The sequence below is a fragment of the Pseudomonas sp. PAMC 26793 genome, assembly GCF_000313235.1.
In the GTDB taxonomy this organism is placed as follows: domain Bacteria; phylum Pseudomonadota; class Gammaproteobacteria; order Pseudomonadales; family Pseudomonadaceae; genus Aquipseudomonas; species Aquipseudomonas yamanorum.
The window spans coordinates 418,289-434,190 of the sequence record NZ_AMXG01000023.1 but is presented as its reverse complement, the minus strand read 5'-3'; the positions used below and the strand labels follow the sequence as shown (position 1 = coordinate 434,190).

Below are 15,902 nucleotides of genomic sequence, written 5' to 3'. Positions count from 1 at the left end.
TGCAGAAAAAAGGAGTCTGCCTGAATCATGACCGCACCTTCCATCATCCTCACCCGTCTTGACGTGCAGCGTCTTGAGCAACTGATCGACCGTGTCGGCGAGGCGTCGCCGGGCGTTGAAGCCCTGCAACACGAACTCGACCGCGCCGAAGAAGTGGTTGGCCACGATGAAGTGCCTGCAACTGTCGTGACCATGAACTCCAGCGTGCATTGCCGTGAACAAGGCAGTGGCAAGGACTATCACCTGACCCTGGTCTACCCCAAGGACGCGAACGCCGACGAAGGCAAAATCTCGATCCTGGCGCCGGTGGGCAGCGCTTTGTTGGGCCTGCAAGTCGGCCAGCACATCGACTGGCCAGCGCCGGGTGGCAAGACCCTCAAGCTTGAATTGCTTGGCGTCGAAGGCCAGCCGAAAGACGGTGGCGCCTTTCCTCTCTAAACCTGGTTCAGCGCTTCATTGAGCGCCAGTTCCAGATCAGCTTTGTAGCGCAGGTACAGATTGCTCGGGCTTTGAACATCACCGAGCAGGCCGGACAGGTCCAGATCGGTGATGTAGCAGCGGTAACGCTCGGCCTCCCGGCGTTGCCCGACGATTTGCTGGGCGACCACCGCAAACAGTTGGTCGCCAAATTCCAGCTCGGAAAACTCCCGTTGATTGCAGTACAAGGTGATCCCCACCTGGCCCGGCGCTGCCTTGCCGATAATCGCCTGCACGTCGTAGAACGGTTTATTGGCCGGGGTTTGCGGCGCTGTGCGCGGTTCGGCCCGACGTGCGCGGCCGCTGCCTGACGGCAACAGCTGGTAATACAGGATTTGCACCGCGCCGAGAGGCTGTTGCGGGTCCAGCGGCAGCAGCGCGTCGCGCCGATAAATAATCGATTGCAGGAAGCGCTGCAGCGGCACCAACAGGCTTTGCTCGTCGTGAAACGGCAGGCGCTGCTGCCAGAGCGCGTTGAATTCATCCAGCACGTACAGCTCGGCAACCCCTTCGTTGATCCGGTAGAACACCTGCACGCAGTCGGGCAGGCCCATGGGCAGCAACAGCGCCAGGTCGTGGTCTTCGAGGGCCATGGTGTCCAGGTGCAGCGGGCTGTAGCTGGCCAATTCCTCGCTGAGGTAGGCAATCAGCGCGTCCTGGGTCGCCAGTGACACATGGTTGGCTTGGCCGGGTGTCAGTTCCATCACGTGGTAGTGCTGCTGCACCTGCACCAGGTAGCGGTGGTTTTCCTGGCTCAGCATCAGGTTTTGCGCGGTGTCGAAGATTTCTTCCACGCGCTGGGCAATGAATTGCGCGCGGTTGTGGCAGAAGCAACGCACCCGCAATCGCGGCAGGTGATTGGCCGGCAGCTGATTCAGGTAATCCCGCAGGCAGTCGAGCAGCGCGTGGGGGCCGTCGTAGCGGCTGACCATTACCTCGTTCCAGCTGTTGAGCGTGACCTGGTCCAGGGTTAGCACCAGATTTTCCCGCACGCCGGCGTAACTCAGGGAGTCGGTGCGCTCGGTGGTCATCAGGATATTCAGGTCGCGGTGGTGCTTGAGCGGATCGACGCCGACGTTGATCAACAGCAGCACTTCCTCGGGCACTGCCGAGCGCAGCAGGCGTTCCTCATCCACGCTGGCCATGGGCAGGGCGACGGTCTGTTGCAGGCTGCCCAGCAGGTTGAACAGCTCGAATTCGGTCATGTCGCTGCTGCCGGGGTGCAAGGCCAGGCGGGTGCTGCTGTCGATCACGCCGTTGCGGTGGCACCAGGTGAGCATTTCCAGCAGGTCGCGGCTGCGCTTGATCGGTGCGAAGTGCTCCCATTCCAGGGCGGTCAGGCTGCCATTGTACAAGCCCCAATGGTGCTGACCCGGTTCTTTGCGGTTGGGCGCGTGCACCAGGGTCAGGGTGTCTTCGGCCAGGTCCGGGGCAATGCCGGGGTTGATGAACTCAACCTTGCCGGCCTTGCGTTCGAAGGCGGCGTACAGGCGCCGGCCGAGCACATTGAGGTCGCGCTTGTTGATCAGGCTGACGGTCTGTTCGGTGCGGGCAAACTGGGTCAGGAAGCGATAGCTGTAGTTCAGCTCATTGACCAGCGCCCGGCGCTCGGAGGCCACCTGGCGGACTTTCCATTGGCTGCGGCTGTCCAGCAGCGCCAGTTGGCGCTGGTCCCAACCCCATTCATGGGCCAGGCGCTCCAGCAGCAAACGTTGCCAGCGGTCGGTGCGCTGGCCGGCCGTGAGCTTGAGGTTGACCTTCAGGTACAGGGCGCGTCGCACCAGTTCCAGGCGCTCCGGTTCGTTGCGGGCCTTGAGGTATTCCTCGATACGGCGGTAGACCACGATGTACGGGTCCAGCTCGTCCAGGTCCATCTGGTTGGCAAAAACCGCCCGCTTGAAGCGCAGGCTCAGGCACTGCACCTTCGGGTGTTCGCTGGCGTAGACCTCGGTCAGTAGGAGTTTGAGTACCGACTTGTAGGGCGATTCGATGCCCTTGAACAACTGCCACAGGCCGGCGCCGATAAATTCACCCGGCGGGATGTGGGCCAGATGGCCCAGGTCGAGGGTTTCATCGGCGCGGATAAAGCGCTTGGAGATCAGCGCGTGGGTGAATTCGGCGTAGCGGGTTTCTTCATACACCGGCACCAGCCACCAGATCGGCGTGCGCCCGGCCAGCCAGATGGCGGTGCGGTAGAACTCGTCCAGCAGCAGGTAATGCTGGCTGGTGCCGCAGTCTTCCGAGCTCAGTTGGGTGTCGCGCTCACCCTGGATAAAACGTGTCGGCTCGATCAGGAAGAAGTGCGCCTCGGCGCCCATGGTCAGGGCCCAGGTTTCCAGCAATTGGCATTTTTTTCGTAGCTCGGCCAGCTCGTTCTCGCTGAGATCGTCAGCGTGGCAGACCCACACGTCCATATCACTTTGATCGGCCTGGGCCAGTGTGCCCAGGCTGCCCATCAGGAACAGGCCATGAATCGGGCGCGGTGGGTTGCCGTGCCGTGGCTTGTAGGAAAACGTGCGGGTCAGGCGCTGGGCTTCTGCCAACGCTTGCGCGTCGGGTTCAAAGTTCGACAGGCCGGCCGGTGTGCTGCCCGACACATAACCCGGGAGCAGCGGGTGATTGACGTGGAAAAACAGCGGCAACAGCGTCAGTACGCTTTGCTGGCGCGGCGTCAGCCCTTCGACGGCCCGGGCCATGCGGCCCTCGTTAAGGGCCAGAAACCGCGCGCGCAACTGGGTCAGCACCTTGCGGTCGATGCCTTCGTCCAGGTCGGGGCGGATTTCATGGGTGCGGGTCATGTCGAACTCGGTGGCTCGCAGGGCCCGACGTGGGCGGCCGAGTGGGAGTTTACAACCAGTAGCGTAGGAGGTTTAGCGGGATTTTGTTTTTGGCGCCAGAATTTTATCCCAGGCGCAGAAATGCCCGCGGAATCCGTGAAAAGAGGATCCCGTGGGCGATTCGAGGTGTCAGGCGGCTTCTTTGCTGGTCTTCAGAATAGTCAGCAGGCTTTGTGCGTGTTCGGCAGCATCCCGGCCAAGGCTGGTGAGGTAACCACCGTCTGGCTGGTCGATCAGGTCTTTTTCAAACAGGCGCCGGGCAGCGGCAATGGCAGTGGGAGCGGCGGTCTGATGAACTTTCAGACCTTCCTGGGAGCTGCCCAGGTTGAAGAGTGCAAGGATTTCCAGTTCGGCAACCAACTCAGGGGTATACGACATAAGGACTCCAGACTTTCTAGGAATTTTTAGACGTTAGCAGCCATAAGGTGAACGCACTTAGGCGAGCTGTCCAGTCGGAACTCATGCAGGGTTGATGTGGCGCAGGATTGTGGCCAGCAAGCGCTTGCTGGCCAGCGCGGTGTCGGGCTTATTGCTTCTCGGGCGGCAGCTCGGGCAGGGCGCGCAAGGCAGTTTCATACCATTCGGTATTGAAGGCCCGGTCTTCTTCGAGCAGGGCGTCGATCTCGATGGCGAGTACGTGGGCCATCATTTGCAGGATGTCTTCGCGCTCGTAGCCCACCAGGGTCAGCTTGTTGAACGTGGCCTTGGCGGCGGGCGGGTTGTCGCTTTCGATCTGGTTTTCGATCGCTTCAATCAAGGTGGTCTCGGCGAACTCTTCTTCGTCGTTGTCGATATCGGTTGGCTCGCTCATGGCAGGCTCCTGGAGGAAAGGGCGCCAGTCTACCCCCATTCACTCGGCTGATGCTGCTGGTCAGGCATGGCATCCCGTTCTATAACCACTGCTGCCAACCCCGTACACGGCCTGGAGGCTTTGTGATGCTCAAGCTTTATGGATTTTCGGTCAGCAACTACTACAACATGGTCAAACTGGCGCTGCTGGAGAAAGGGCTGCCCTTCGAAGAGGTGCCGTTCTACGCAGGCCAGACCCCTGAAGCATTGGCTGTGAGCCCGCGGGGCAAGGTGCCGGTGCTGGGTGTCGAGCAAGGCTTTATCAACGAAACCAGCGTGATCCTCGAATACATCGAACAGACCCAGGGAGGGCGATCGCTGTTGCCGAGCGATCCGTTCCAGCGCGCCCAGGTGCTGGCGTTGTGCAGGGAAATCGAGTTGTACATCGAGTTGCCGGCCCGGGCGTGTTTTGCCGAGGCGTTTTTCGGAATGCCGGTACCTGAGGCGATCAAGGAAAAATCCAGGGCGGAGTTATTGCTGGGCGTCGCATCGCTGGGGCGGCACGGGAAGTTCGCGCCGTATGTGGCGGGGGACAGCTTCACGATTGCGGATTTGTATTTTGTGTACAGCGTGGACCTGGCCTGTGCCGTGGCTGGGAAGCTGTTCGGGCTGGATCTGTTGGCTGAGTTGCCGAAGGCCAAGGCGTTGCTGGAGCGCTTGCAGGCGTTGCCGAATGCCCAGCGGGTAGCGGCGGACAAGGAAGCGGCGATGCCGGCGTTTATGGCGATGATTGCTGCCAAGAAATAAATCTTGGGTGTTTGTGATGACGCTTTCGCGAGCAAGCCCGCTCCCACATTCGACTGCATTCCAAAGGTGGCACTCGGTCAAATGTGGGAGCGGGCTTGCTCGCGAAGCTTTTAGCGGCTGGCGAGCAATTCCTGGCCGCGAACCACGGCAGCCTTCACCTGCGCCGGCGCAGTCCCGCCGATATGGTTACGGGCATTCACCGAGCCTTCCAGGGTCAGCACCGCAAACACGTCCTGCTCGATCTGGTCGCTGAACTGGCGCAGTTCTTCCAGGCTCATTTCCGCCAGGTCCTTGCCGGTGTCCACGCCGTATTTCACGGCATGGCCGACGATTTCGTGGCAGTCACGGAACGGCAGGCCGCGGCGTACCAGGTAGTCGGCCAGGTCGGTGGCGGTGGAGAAACCACGCAGGGCCGCTTCACGCATGATGGCGTGCTTGGGCTTGATCGCCGGGATCATGTCGGCAAAGGCCCGCAGCGAGTCGCGCAGGGTGTCGGCGGCGTCGAACAGCGGTTCCTTGTCTTCCTGGTTGTCCTTGTTGTAGGCCAGCGGCTGGCCTTTCATCAAGGTCAACAGGCCCATCAGCGCGCCGAATACACGGCCGCTTTTGCCACGCACCAATTCCGGCACGTCGGGGTTTTTCTTTTGCGGCATGATCGAGCTGCCGGTGCAGAAGCGGTCCGGCAGGTCGATGAACTGGAATTGCGCACTGGTCCACAGCACCAGCTCTTCGGAGAAACGCGACAAGTGCATCATCGCGATGCTGGCGGCGGCGCAGAATTCGATGGCGAAGTCACGGTCCGACACGCCGTCCAGAGAGTTGCCGCCCACGGCGTCGAAACCCAACAGTTGCGCGGTGTATTCGCGGTCGATCGGGTAGGTGGTGCCGGCCAGTGCGGCGCTGCCCAGGGGCATGCGGTTGGCGCGCTTACGGCAGTCCACCAGGCGCTCGTAGTCGCGGCTGAGCATTTCGAACCAGGCCAGCAGGTGGTGGCCGAAGGTCACAGGCTGTGCGGTTTGCAGGTGGGTGAAGCCGGGCATGATGGTGCCGGACTCACGCTCTGCCTGCTCCAGCAGGCCTTTTTGCAGGCGGGTGATTTCGGCCAGGATCAGGTCGATCTCGTCCCGCAGCCACAGGCGGATATCGGTGGCCACCTGGTCGTTACGGCTGCGACCTGTGTGCAGTTTCTTGCCGGTCACACCGATGCGGTCGGTGAGGCGGGCCTCGATGTTCATGTGCACGTCTTCCAGGTCGACGCGCCAGTCGAAGGTGCCGGCTTCGATCTCGCCACGGATGGTGGTCAGGCCGTCGATGATGCTGTCGCGCTCGGCATCGGTCAGTACGCCGACCTTGGCCAGCATCGTGGCGTGGGCGATCGAGCCCATGATGTCGTGGCGGTACAGGCGCTGGTCGAAGGTGACGGAGGCGGTGAAGCGCGCGACGAAGGCGTCGACGGGTTCACTGAAGCGGCCGCCCCAGGACTGGTTGGTCTTGTCGGTGCTCATGGATTCGCTCGTGATCTGCTGGAAAGAGGGCATGAAAGTGTGGCGCCGATAATAACAGGGTTGCTCCCTGAGGCGATGATGCCAGGGCGGGGCATTTTTATTTGTTTCCAAGATGGCTAAGTGCCTTGCCGCCGGCCTCGCGCAGGACGAGACTGGAACCAGGACCGAACGGGGGTTTAAAACTAACGGTCCTTGGGTAAACAAAGCGTGTTTATTGAAACGATATTTGACGATTGAGCAATATCGTCTTCGCGAGCGTCTACAGTTGCACTGATAGAGCGTCGCGCTGACAGACGGTGCACTGCACCAATGCCGGGCGATGAGGTCGAACTAAAGGCTATCCATTAGAAAGGGGGTGTTCATATTGTGTATCAGCAAACCCTACGACGATGCCCGAAGGCAGCAGGTTTTGGGCGCGATTGAACAGGTCCGGGTAAATATTGGTGCCACTCTCGGGGCACTTTTTGCCGCTCGCGCTAGTCTTAGCGTGGATCGCCGTGACGGAAGTCACCGCACCTGTCTACGCTATCCTTGTGCGAGACTCACGCAGGAATCCAGCGCAATATGAATGTCCTGATCGTTGATGACGAACCCCAAGCCCGCGAGCGACTGAGCCGTTTGGTCAGTGAACTCGAGGGTTACAGTGTCCTTGAGCCGAGCGCCACCAGTGGCGAGGAAGCCTTGGCCCTTATTGACAGCCTCAAGCCGGACGTCGTGTTACTCGACATCCGCATGCCGGGCCTTGATGGCTTGCAGGTTGCTGCCCGCCTGAGCGAGCGAGAATCGCCGCCTTCGGTGGTGCTGTGCGCCTCCCAGGATGAGTTCTCTTCCGAGGCCCTGGATGCCAGCGGCGCCAGTTTCCTGGTCAAGCCGATCAACGCCGATGCCTTGCTTCGTGCCTTGAAAAAGGCCGAGCGTCCCAATCGTGTCCAACTGGCCGCCTTGACCCAGCCCGCAGCCCAGGGCGGCAACGGGCCGCGCAGCCATATCAGTGCCCGCACCCGCAAGGGCATCGAACTGATTCCCCTGGATCAGGTGGTCTATTTCATCGCCGATCACAAGTACGTGACCTTGCGTCACGAGGCCGGTGAAGTGCTGCTCGATGAGCCACTCAAGGCGCTGGAAGATGAATTTGGCGACCGCTTTGTGCGCATCCACCGCAATGCGCTGGTGGCACGCGAGCGCATCGAGCGCCTGCAGCGCACGCCGCTTGGGCACTTTCAACTGTTCCTGAAGGGACTCAATGGCGATGCCTTGATCGTCAGCCGGCGCCATGTCGCCGGTGTGCGCAAGATGATGCAGCAGCTTTAGCCCAAGGGCTGACGCGAGCTTCACCGTCCATATCCCGGTGCGACGCGGCCAGGGAGGCCCCGCACTTGCTGATTCAAATCAAAGCGGCTTTGCCTGAGCTGTTATTATCTGCCGTATCTATTCAGTACGGATTGATCCATGTCCTCTCGCGAAATCCGCATCGCCACCCGTAAAAGCGCCCTGGCCTTATGGCAGGCCGAATACGTCAAAGCACGTCTTGAGCAGGCCCATCCCGGCCTCAAGGTGTCCCTGGTGCCCATGGTCAGTCGCGGCGACAAGCTGCTTGATTCGCCATTGTCGAAAATCGGCGGCAAGGGCCTGTTCGTCAAGGAACTGGAAACCGCTCTGCTGGAGAACGAAGCCGACATCGCCGTGCATTCGATGAAAGACGTGCCCATGGACTTCCCCGAAGGCCTAGGCCTGTTTTGCATCTGCGAGCGCGAAGACCCACGCGATGCTTTCGTTTCCAATACCTACGCCTCTCTTGACGAGCTGCCGCTGGGCAGCGTCGTCGGCACCTCCAGCCTGCGTCGCCAGGCACAGTTGCTGACCCGCCGCCCAGACCTGCAAATCCGTTTCCTGCGGGGCAACGTCAATACCCGCCTGGCCAAGCTGGATGCCGGTGAATATGACGCGATCATCCTCGCGGCAGCCGGCCTGATCCGCCTGGGTTTTGAAGACCGCATCACCTCGGCCATCAGCGTTGAAGACAGCTTGCCGGCTGGCGGGCAAGGCGCCGTGGGTATCGAGTGCCGCACCGCCGACAGCGAAATTCATGCGCTGCTCAAGCCGCTGGACCACCAGGACACTGAAATTCGCGTCACCGCCGAACGCGCTCTGAACAAACACCTCAACGGTGGTTGCCAGGTGCCGATCGCCTGTTACGCCGTGCTGGAGGGCGAGAACCTCTGGCTGCGTGGCCTGGTGGGCGACCCGAGTGGTGGGTTGCTGCTCACTGCAGAGATTCGCGGGCCGCAAAGCGAGGCGACCAGCCTGGGTATCAAAGTCGCCGAAGAGCTGCTGGAAAAAGGCGCCGGGGCCATCCTGCAAGCGGTGTACGGCGAGGCCGGCCCACAGTGACGCAATGGCGTGTGCTGTTGACGCGGCCCGCCGAGGAGTCGGCGGCCCTGGCAGCGACCTTATCTGAGGAAGGTATTTTCAGCAGCAGCCTGCCGTTGCTGGAGATCGAAGCGCTGCCCGTCACGCCTGAGCAACACGCGATCTTTCGCGAGCTGGACCGTTATTGTGCGGTGATCGTGGTGAGCAAGCCGGCGGCGCGCCTGGGCGTGCAGTTGTTGGCGCAACACTGGCCGCAACCTCCGGCGTTGCCATGGTTCAGCGTCGGCGCCGCTACGGCGAAGGTGTTGGCCGACCACGGCCTTGATGTCAGCTGTCCCCAGGACGGTGACGACAGTGAGGCCTTGCTTGAATTGGCTGCCTTGCGCGAGGCTATTGCACAGCCCGGTGGCCGGGTGCTGATCCTGCGGGGCGAGGGCGGGAGAGAGCTGCTGGCTGAGCGTTTACGCGAGCAAGGTGCTAGTGTCGACTATCTGGAGTTGTACCGCCGTTTCCTGCCGGATTACGACAGTGCAGCTCTGACCCAACGCATAAACGTGGAACGCTTGAACGGCGTGGTGGTCAGCAGTGGGCAGGGTTTTTTACACCTGCAAGCCCTGGCCGGCACAGATTGGCCCCTGGTGGCACAACTGCCGTTGTTTGTGCCCAGCCCGCGAGTCGCCGAGATGGCGCGTGCCGCTGGCGCGCAAGAAGTTGTGGATTGTCGTGGCGCCAGTGCCGCGGCTTTGTTAGTGGCGTTACGGAGTTTCTCCGTTCCCACTCTCTAATACGCAAAGGATGGATACGTGAGCGAAACAGCCTTGCCTAAAGATGAAGCTCAGCCCGCGCTTGATGCGCCTGTTGAGACACCGGTCACCACCGCCCCGCGCCGTGGCAACGGCCTGGCTATCGTGGCCTTATTACTCGGCGCAGCCGGTGTTGCCGCCGGTGGCTGGGGGATCTGGCAGGTCCGCGCACTGCAGGCGAGCAGCCAGCAACAGCTGGGCCAAGTGCAAACCCTGGACGACCAGTCCCAGAGCCTCAAACAGAGCCAGCAGCAGTTGTCTGCGCGCCTGGGGCAACTGCCGGGTGCTGACGAACTGGAAGAGCGCCGTCGGCTGGTGGCCCAGTTGCAGGGCGACCAGCAGCGCTTGAGCCAGCGCCTGGAAACCGTGCTGGGCGCCAGCCGCCAGGACTGGCGCCTGGCCGAGGCCGAACACCTTATCCGCCTGGCCAGCCTGCGTCTTTCCGCCTTGCAGGACATTAACAGTGCCCAGGCACTGGTCCAGGGCGCTGACGAAATCCTTCGCGAACAAAGTGACCCCGGCTCGTACGCCGCCCGTGAGCAGTTGGCCAAGAGCCTCGCCGCGTTGCGCAATATCGAACAGCCGGACCGTACCGGGTTGTACCTGCAACTGGCGGCATTGCGCGATCAGGTCGTGCAACTCGCGGCCATCGCTCCGGAATACCAACTCCCGGAAGCGGCCAATGAGGGGCGTCCGACGACCGATACGGACAACCGCTGGAGCCAGTGGTGGGAGCAGATCTCGCGGTATTTCCGCATCGACTTCAACCCCGATGACAACATTCGTCCGCTGCTGGCAGGGCAAGGCCTGAACCAGGTGCGCCTGGCCTTGAGCCTGGCGCTGGAGCAGGCGCAGTGGGCGTCGCTCAATGGCGAGCCAGCGGTGTACAGTCGCTCCCTCGGCGAGGCCCGCAGCGTGTTGCAGGACAACTTCAATCAAGACAACCCGCAAAGCAAAGCCATGCTGGCGCGTATTGCCGAGCTCGAGCCCAAGGCCGTCTCGGTGGTAACGCCGGACTTGGCCGCGAGCCTGGCTGCCGTGCAGGCTTACCTTGACCGTCGCCACCTGTCTGCCGAAGAAGCCAAGGCTTCCGCTGGCAAGCCGGCGACCCAGGAGTAAAGCCAATGAAGCGCTTCTATGTGATCCTGGTGCTGGCGATTGCGATCGCCCTGGCACTGGCCGTGGGCATCTCGAAACACACCGGTTACGTGCTGATTACCTATCCCCATGTGCTGCATTACGAGTCCGGGCTGTGGTCGACGCTGGTGGCGCTGTTTGCCATCGGTCTGGCGATCTACCTGGTCCGGGTGCTGCTTAGCCTGGTGCTGACTTCGGGTGGTGTGGTCAACCCGTGGTCGCGGCGCAATCGCAGCCGTCGGGTGCAGGTCGCCATTGAACAGGGCCAGATGGATCTCGCCGAAGGGCGCTGGGCCAGCGCCGAGCGTCACTTGCACCGAGCGGCCGAAGCGGAGCGCCAGCCATTGCTCTACTACCTCGGTGCCGCCCGCGCGGCTAACGAGCAGGGGCGTTATGAGGAGGCGGACGGCCTGCTGGAGCGCGCGCTGGAACGCCAGCCCCAGGCCGAACTGGCGGTGGCCTTGAGTCATGCGCAGTTGCAGATGGACCGTGGCGACACTGATGGCGCCCTGGTCACTTTGCAGGCCATGCATGAGCGTCATCCGCATAACGTCCAGGTATTGCGCCAATTACAGCGGCTGTATCAACAGCGCGGTGATTGGTCTTCGGTAATCCGGCTGTTGCCGGAGCTGCGCAAGGACAAAGCGTTGCCCCCTGCCGAACTGGCTGACCTGGAGCGTCGCGCCTGGGGCGAGAACCTGACCTTGGCTGCCCAGCGCGAAGAGCAGGGCGAGGCCGGTCAGCAATCCCTTGAGCGAGCTTGGCAACAACTCACTTCCGCCCAGCGCCAGGAGCCGCAACTGGTGCTGGCGTACGCCGAACAACTGCGCCAATTGGGCGCGGATGCCAAGGCTGAAGAAGTGCTGCGCGGTGCGCTCAAGCGCGAGTACGACAGCCATCTGATCAGGCTCTACGGCCTGCTGCGTGGCAGCGATCCGGCGAAGCAACTGAAGTTTGCCGAAGGCTGGCTCAAGGATCATCCAGGCGACGCCAGCCTGTTGCTGACCCTGGGACGCCTGTGCCTGCAAAACAGCCTGTGGGGCAAGGCGCGGGACTACCTGGAAAGCAGCCTGCAGGTGCAGCGCAACCCCGAGGCCTGTGCCGAACTGGCGCGCCTGCTGGCGCAGTTGGGCGACACCGAGCGCAGCAACCAGTTGTTCCAGGAAGGCCTGGGCCTGCTGGACAAGCGTCTGCTGGCTTCACCGCTGCCGGTGCCGGCACGGGTTTGACGTAGGAAACGGTGTAAGGGTTGCCTCAGGATTTTCTGGAGGCCAACCCTTCATTAGCGCCCCGTAGCTGTAGTCAATATGGCTTGTAGTAAACTCCTACGCAGACGCGCGTTTAATCGCTCATCTTCTGACGGGATATCCCTACGCTCTCGCGGAATCGTCTGCTCTGGCGCGTATTGAAAGGGGTAAGGCCTTTCCTCTACCGTAACTACCTATCTCTTGCGTTGCGGATAAACAATGTCTCTGGCCCCCTCACGCTCCCTGTTCCTTCTGGCGTTCCTGGCTGGTGCGCTGACGCTGGGCGCGTCCTTTTACCTGGAATATGCCGCGCTTTTGCGGCCTTGTTTCCTGTGTCAGGTGCAACGAATTCTTGTGGCTGCCTTCACGCTGATCAATCTGGTGGCGGCGATTCATGGGCCCAAGCGGTCCGGGATCTACCTGTACTGGGCGGCCAGTATGGGCTGCGCAGTGTTAGGCGCCATCACCGCCGTACGCCAGGTGCTGCTGCAAAATACACCGCCGGAACAGCTGCCTGCCTGTTGGCCTGGCCTTCAATCCATGATCGAAAACCTGTCGCTCCAGGAGGCGTTGGCGTTGATCTTCAAGGGCACCGTCGACTGCGTGGAAATCAACTGGACGCTGTTCGACTTGAGTATTCCCGAGTGGAGCCTGCTGTTCTTCGTGGCCATGCTGATCCTTGGCGTAGCGCAGTTCTCGCGGTTGCTGCTGAGCCAGCGTTTTGGCCTTGCACGGCACTGAGAGGTGCCCGCAGGTTGTAGGAAGGGATTAAACACTTGTATGAACTTTCTCTCCTGCGTACCTTGATGCCATAGTCATGCGGGCATAATCTGGCCCGCACGCGTTATTGAAACAGATTGTTCGATGCACCTTTGCCCGGTTGCCGCTTCAACCTTGAAGTGTTGCGCGGGCAGTGTGCGGCGCCCCTATAGGGAAGAGAGATCATCATGCTGGAAAGTTGTCAGAATGCTCAGGAACGCTGGGGTGGGGTGCATAAACTGATCGATAGTTGGTTGAAAGCGCGTCACGAACTGATTCGGGCCTTTGATGCTCTCGGTGCCAGGCCCGAAGCGCTCAGCGAGAACCGCAAGCCGTTGCAGGAATTCTGTGGGGTATTGGTGGATTACGTCTCGGCGGGGCACTTCGGTATCTACGAGCAGTTGACCAAAGAGGCCGAGGCTTTCGACGATCAACGTGGCCTGGACTTGGCAGAGACGATTTACCCGCGCATCGATGTCATCACCGAAAAGCTGCTGGCGTTCAACGACCTGTGTGATGCCGGCAAGTGCGTTGCAGAAAAATTCAAAGAGTTGGGCGGTTTGCTTCACGAGCGTTTCGAACTGGAAGATTGCCTGATCGAAGTGCTGCACAACGCTCACAAGGAAGAGTTGACGGCTAAAGCCTGACTCGCCGCCACACAAAAAAACGGTGCGCATTGCGCACCGTTTTTCATTTGGGTTCAGGCACCCGCGCCAAGCAATTCGATCTCGAATACAAGCGGCGTATAAGGTGGGATCAACTCGCCCGCACCCTCAGCGCCATAGGCTTCGTCGGATGGAATCACCAGGCGCCACTTCGCGCCCACCGGCATCTGCTGCAACGCACTACGCCAGCCGCTGATCACGCTGTCCAGGCGAAACCACTGGGGTTGCGTGCTCTTGTCGAAGACGGTCCCGTCGGGTAACCGCCCAACATAATTCACTTGCACGCGATCATCGGCCGCCGGTTTCTTCCCGCTGCCAGGGGCCAGTTCGGTCAACAGGATGCCGTCTGCCAATTCGCGCACGCCACTTTTGGATTTCTCACTGGCTAAAAATTGTTGTTCGGCGGCGAGTGCTTTTTCACTTTGTGGTGCTCGATTGTCCGGTGCGTTTTGCGCTTCGTGCTGGGCAAGGATCTGTTCGATGCGTGTGTCGTCCAGGGCCAGTGGCTTACCTTGATAGGCCTGTTTGAGTCCGTCGATCAGTGCCTCGATTTGCAGGCCCGGCATCTCCTGGCGCAGTCGCTCACCCAGGCTGGCGCCCAGGCTGTAGGCCAGGTCGTGGTCATCTTTGGACGGGGATTTCTCACTCGCATTGGCCACTGAAAGCGCCACGCTCAACACTAAAAAAAGGTAACGCGACATGGGCGTTCTCCAGCCGAAAGTGCGATGGATTATGCCAGTGTGAATGCTTAAAAAGTGGCGCGGATTTTCGTTATATCAATAAGAATTTTCGTGCGGTGCAACGCAAGCCAATCGATACTGTCAACATGCCCTAGCGGCGGTAAGAGCAGAGGGCTAGTATGAGCCGCACCCACGTCAGCCAGGAGGTAAACCATGTCGGCCAAACAGAAGCCTGTAAATACCCCGTTGCATTTGCTCCAACAACTTTCGGGCAGCCTGCTCGAACATTTGGAAAACGCTTGTTCACAAGCCTTGGCTGATGCAGAGAAATTGCTCGCCAAGCTTGAAAAACAACGCGGCAAAGCTCAGGAAAAACTGCATAAATCCCGTACCAAACTGCAAGGCGCAGCGACCGCTGGCAAAGCCAAGGCACAAGCCAAAGCCAAGGACGCCGTCAAAGAACTTGAGGACTTGCTCGACGCCCTCAAGGATCGTCAATCCGAAACCCGCACCTACATTTCCCAACTCAAGCGTGATGCTTCCGAGAGCCTGAAACTGGCTCAGGGTGTTGGTCGCGTGAAGGAAGCTGTAGGCAAAGTGCTGAGCACCCGTGCTCCGGCCAAAGCTGTTGCAGCCAGCGCAGCGAAGAAGCCAGCCAGCAAAGCCGCCGCCGCCAAGGCACCTGCAAAAGCTGCGGCCAAGCCAGCTGCTAAAACCGCTGCTGCGAAACCAGCCGCCAAGCCAGCTGCTAAAACCGCTGCTGCGAAACCAGCCGCCAAGCCAGCTGCTAAAACCGCTGCTGCGAAACCAGCCGCCAAGCCAGCTGCTAAAACCGCTGCTGCGAAACCAGCCGCCAAGCCAGCTGCTAAAACCGCTGCTGCGAAACCAGCCGCCAAGCCAGTTGCTAAAACTGCTGCTGCAAAACCAGCTGCCAAGCCAGCCACTAAAACCGCTGCTGCGAAACCAGCTGCCAAGCCAGCCGCTAAACCTGCTGCTGCAAAACCCGCCGCGAAGCCAGCCGCTAAAACCGCTGCTGCGAAACCAGCTGCCAAGCCGGCTGCTAAAACTGTTGCTGCGAAACCAGCTGCGAAGCCGGCCGCTAAACCTGCTGCTGCAAAACCCGCCGCGAAGCCAGCTGCTAAACCTGCTGCTGCGAAACCAGCGGCCAAACTAGCCGCAAAACCAGCAGCCGCCAAGCCTGCACCAGCCAAGCCAGCTACCCCAGCTGCAAAGCCTGCAACACCGGCCGCACCGGCTGCCAGCACCGCAGCGCCAACCGCTCCGGCCAGCAGCACGCCTGCACCGGCAGCGCCAAGCGTCACCCCAACCAGCGCTTCCTAAGTGCTGGTGACTGCGGCGCGCAGCTGATGCAGCGCGTCGTGGTCAAGGTTGGCGGCTCCGGCCGCCAGTCCTTCAAGCCATGCTTGATCTTTCACATCGGCCATCGGCCACCCTTGCGCCACACCTTCCAGACGCGACAACAGCAGCCGTTCGGCTTCCAGCTCCAGGGCCTTGACCCGCTCCCTTAACGCTCCCAGCTCAGCATCCTGCTGCGCCAGGGCCCGCCATTGCGTGCGTATTTGCCGCAGCGGTTCAACCACCCCTGCCTGCCACGGCCCGGCGATCTGCCGCAGTGCCTGCAAACGCAATGGTTGCGGCGCCACACCACGTTGCTCCAACCACAACCCGCATAACATCAGGCACACGTCGGCCCCTTGCGCCTGCAAGCGCAGGCACGCGTGCTCGGCGCCCGGGCGGGCGTAAGTCGAGAGGGCAAAGCTCCACAGGTCAGCGCACATATTCACACCCAAGCCAGCGGCCAACGA

At 61.1% G+C, this 15,902-nt stretch carries 16 protein-coding genes; 10 read left to right on the top strand and 6 right to left on the bottom strand.

What is annotated here, in order from left to right:
- The first annotated feature begins 27 nt into the window (after nt 1-27).
- Complete coding sequence (rnk, locus tag D109_RS0109390; protein ID WP_017476667.1) at nt 28-438, top strand: nucleoside diphosphate kinase regulator; 411 nt, start codon at nt 28-30, stop codon at nt 436-438.
- Here the strand turns inward: rnk and D109_RS0109385 are convergent.
- From D109_RS0109385 to D109_RS0109375, 3 genes are all read right to left on the bottom strand, one after another.
- Nucleotides 435-3,275, bottom strand: coding sequence for a class I adenylate cyclase (locus D109_RS0109385; protein WP_017476666.1), 2,841 nt, complete (start codon nt 3,273-3,275; stop codon nt 435-437). The genes rnk and D109_RS0109385 overlap by 4 nt on opposite strands.
- A gap of 168 nt (nt 3,276-3,443) precedes the next feature.
- Nucleotides 3,444-3,692, bottom strand: coding sequence for a TIGR02647 family protein (locus D109_RS0109380; RefSeq protein WP_017476665.1), 249 nt, complete (start codon nt 3,690-3,692; stop codon nt 3,444-3,446).
- Nucleotides 3,693-3,840: 148 nt separating this feature from the next.
- The gene (locus D109_RS0109375) at nt 3,841-4,125 is read right to left on the bottom strand and encodes a hypothetical protein (RefSeq protein ID WP_003208814.1); all 285 of its coding nucleotides are present in this window, start codon (nt 4,123-4,125) and stop codon (nt 3,841-3,843) included.
- Nucleotides 4,126-4,250: 125 nt separating this feature from the next.
- Here D109_RS0109375 and D109_RS0109370 point away from each other — a divergent pair, with 125 nt between their 5' ends.
- Nucleotides 4,251-4,910, top strand: coding sequence for a glutathione S-transferase family protein (locus D109_RS0109370; RefSeq protein WP_017476664.1), 660 nt, complete (start codon nt 4,251-4,253; stop codon nt 4,908-4,910).
- Between the two features lie 110 nt (nt 4,911-5,020).
- Here the strand turns inward: D109_RS0109370 and argH are convergent, their stop codons facing one another.
- On the bottom strand, nt 5,021-6,415 hold the full coding sequence (argH, locus tag D109_RS0109365) for an argininosuccinate lyase (protein ID WP_017476663.1): 1,395 nt from the start codon (nt 6,413-6,415) through the stop codon (nt 5,021-5,023).
- Nucleotides 6,416-6,979: 564 nt separating this feature from the next.
- Here argH and D109_RS0109360 point away from each other — a divergent pair.
- From D109_RS0109360 to D109_RS0109330, 7 genes are all read left to right on the top strand, one after another.
- Nucleotides 6,980-7,726 carry a LytTR family DNA-binding domain-containing protein gene (locus tag D109_RS0109360; protein WP_017476662.1) on the top strand — a complete coding sequence of 249 codons (747 nt, stop codon included), beginning with the start codon at nt 6,980-6,982 and terminating at the stop codon, nt 7,724-7,726.
- Between the two features lie 138 nt (nt 7,727-7,864).
- Complete coding sequence (gene hemC / locus D109_RS0109355) at nt 7,865-8,806, top strand: hydroxymethylbilane synthase (RefSeq protein ID WP_008439333.1); 942 nt, start codon at nt 7,865-7,867, stop codon at nt 8,804-8,806.
- Nucleotides 8,803-9,570 carry a uroporphyrinogen-III synthase gene (locus D109_RS1000000134865; RefSeq protein WP_017476661.1) on the top strand — a complete coding sequence of 256 codons (768 nt, stop codon included), beginning with the start codon at nt 8,803-8,805 and terminating at the stop codon, nt 9,568-9,570. The genes hemC and D109_RS1000000134865 overlap by 4 nt, the downstream gene beginning before the upstream one ends.
- Before the next feature lie 18 nt (nt 9,571-9,588).
- Complete coding sequence (locus D109_RS1000000134860) at nt 9,589-10,707, top strand: uroporphyrinogen-III C-methyltransferase (protein WP_017476660.1); 1,119 nt, start codon at nt 9,589-9,591, stop codon at nt 10,705-10,707.
- 5 nt (nt 10,708-10,712) lie between these two features.
- Nucleotides 10,713-11,954, top strand: a complete 1,242-nt coding sequence (locus D109_RS0109340) for a heme biosynthesis protein HemY (protein WP_017476659.1) — start codon at nt 10,713-10,715, stop codon at nt 11,952-11,954.
- Nucleotides 11,955-12,191: 237 nt separating this feature from the next.
- Nucleotides 12,192-12,713 (top strand): disulfide bond formation protein B, encoded by a 522-nt coding sequence (locus D109_RS0109335; RefSeq protein ID WP_017476658.1) that lies wholly within the window; start codon nt 12,192-12,194, stop codon nt 12,711-12,713.
- A gap of 206 nt (nt 12,714-12,919) precedes the next feature.
- Complete coding sequence (locus tag D109_RS0109330) at nt 12,920-13,378, top strand: Rsd/AlgQ family anti-sigma factor (protein WP_017476657.1); 459 nt, start codon at nt 12,920-12,922, stop codon at nt 13,376-13,378.
- Between the two features lie 53 nt (nt 13,379-13,431).
- Here the strand turns inward: D109_RS0109330 and D109_RS0109325 are convergent, their stop codons facing one another.
- Nucleotides 13,432-14,097, bottom strand: coding sequence for an FKBP-type peptidyl-prolyl cis-trans isomerase (locus tag D109_RS0109325; RefSeq protein ID WP_017476656.1), 666 nt, complete (start codon nt 14,095-14,097; stop codon nt 13,432-13,434).
- A gap of 192 nt (nt 14,098-14,289) precedes the next feature.
- Between D109_RS0109325 and D109_RS1000000133965 the strand changes: the two genes are divergently transcribed.
- A complete protein-coding gene (locus tag D109_RS1000000133965; protein WP_152416342.1) occupies nt 14,290-15,417 on the top strand; it encodes an AlgP family protein in 1,128 nt (375 codons plus the stop codon).
- Here the strand turns inward: D109_RS1000000133965 and D109_RS0109305 are convergent.
- Nucleotides 15,414-15,875, bottom strand: a complete 462-nt coding sequence (locus D109_RS0109305) for a TIGR02444 family protein (RefSeq protein WP_017476652.1) — start codon at nt 15,873-15,875, stop codon at nt 15,414-15,416. The two genes, D109_RS1000000133965 and D109_RS0109305, sit on opposite strands and share 4 nt — an antisense overlap.
- Between the last annotated feature and the right edge of the window lie 27 nt (nt 15,876-15,902).

What these genes read in the sequence shown, in the direction of transcription:
- D109_RS0109360 (WP_017476662.1), top strand. Translation starts at nt 6,980, where the DNA reads ATGAATGTCCTGATCGTTGATGACGAACCCCAAGCCCGCGAGCGACTG.
- D109_RS0109375 (WP_003208814.1), bottom strand. Translation starts at nt 4,125, where the DNA reads ATGAGCGAGCCAACCGATATCGACAACGACGAAGAAGAGTTCGCCGAG.
- argH (WP_017476663.1), bottom strand. Translation starts at nt 6,415, where the DNA reads ATGAGCACCGACAAGACCAACCAGTCCTGGGGCGGCCGCTTCAGTGAA.
- D109_RS1000000133965 (WP_152416342.1), top strand. Translation starts at nt 14,290, where the DNA reads ATGTCGGCCAAACAGAAGCCTGTAAATACCCCGTTGCATTTGCTCCAA.
- hemC (WP_008439333.1), top strand. Translation starts at nt 7,865, where the DNA reads ATGTCCTCTCGCGAAATCCGCATCGCCACCCGTAAAAGCGCCCTGGCC.
- D109_RS0109340 (WP_017476659.1), top strand. Translation starts at nt 10,713, where the DNA reads ATGAAGCGCTTCTATGTGATCCTGGTGCTGGCGATTGCGATCGCCCTG.
- D109_RS0109370 (WP_017476664.1), top strand. Translation starts at nt 4,251, where the DNA reads ATGCTCAAGCTTTATGGATTTTCGGTCAGCAACTACTACAACATGGTC.
- D109_RS0109325 (WP_017476656.1), bottom strand. Translation starts at nt 14,097, where the DNA reads ATGTCGCGTTACCTTTTTTTAGTGTTGAGCGTGGCGCTTTCAGTGGCC.
- D109_RS0109330 (WP_017476657.1), top strand. Translation starts at nt 12,920, where the DNA reads ATGCTGGAAAGTTGTCAGAATGCTCAGGAACGCTGGGGTGGGGTGCAT.
- D109_RS0109380 (WP_017476665.1), bottom strand. Translation starts at nt 3,692, where the DNA reads ATGTCGTATACCCCTGAGTTGGTTGCCGAACTGGAAATCCTTGCACTC.
- D109_RS0109335 (WP_017476658.1), top strand. Translation starts at nt 12,192, where the DNA reads ATGTCTCTGGCCCCCTCACGCTCCCTGTTCCTTCTGGCGTTCCTGGCT.
- D109_RS0109305 (WP_017476652.1), bottom strand. Translation starts at nt 15,875, where the DNA reads ATGTGCGCTGACCTGTGGAGCTTTGCCCTCTCGACTTACGCCCGCCCG.
- D109_RS0109385 (WP_017476666.1), bottom strand. Translation starts at nt 3,275, where the DNA reads ATGACCCGCACCCATGAAATCCGCCCCGACCTGGACGAAGGCATCGAC.
- rnk (WP_017476667.1), top strand. Translation starts at nt 28, where the DNA reads ATGACCGCACCTTCCATCATCCTCACCCGTCTTGACGTGCAGCGTCTT.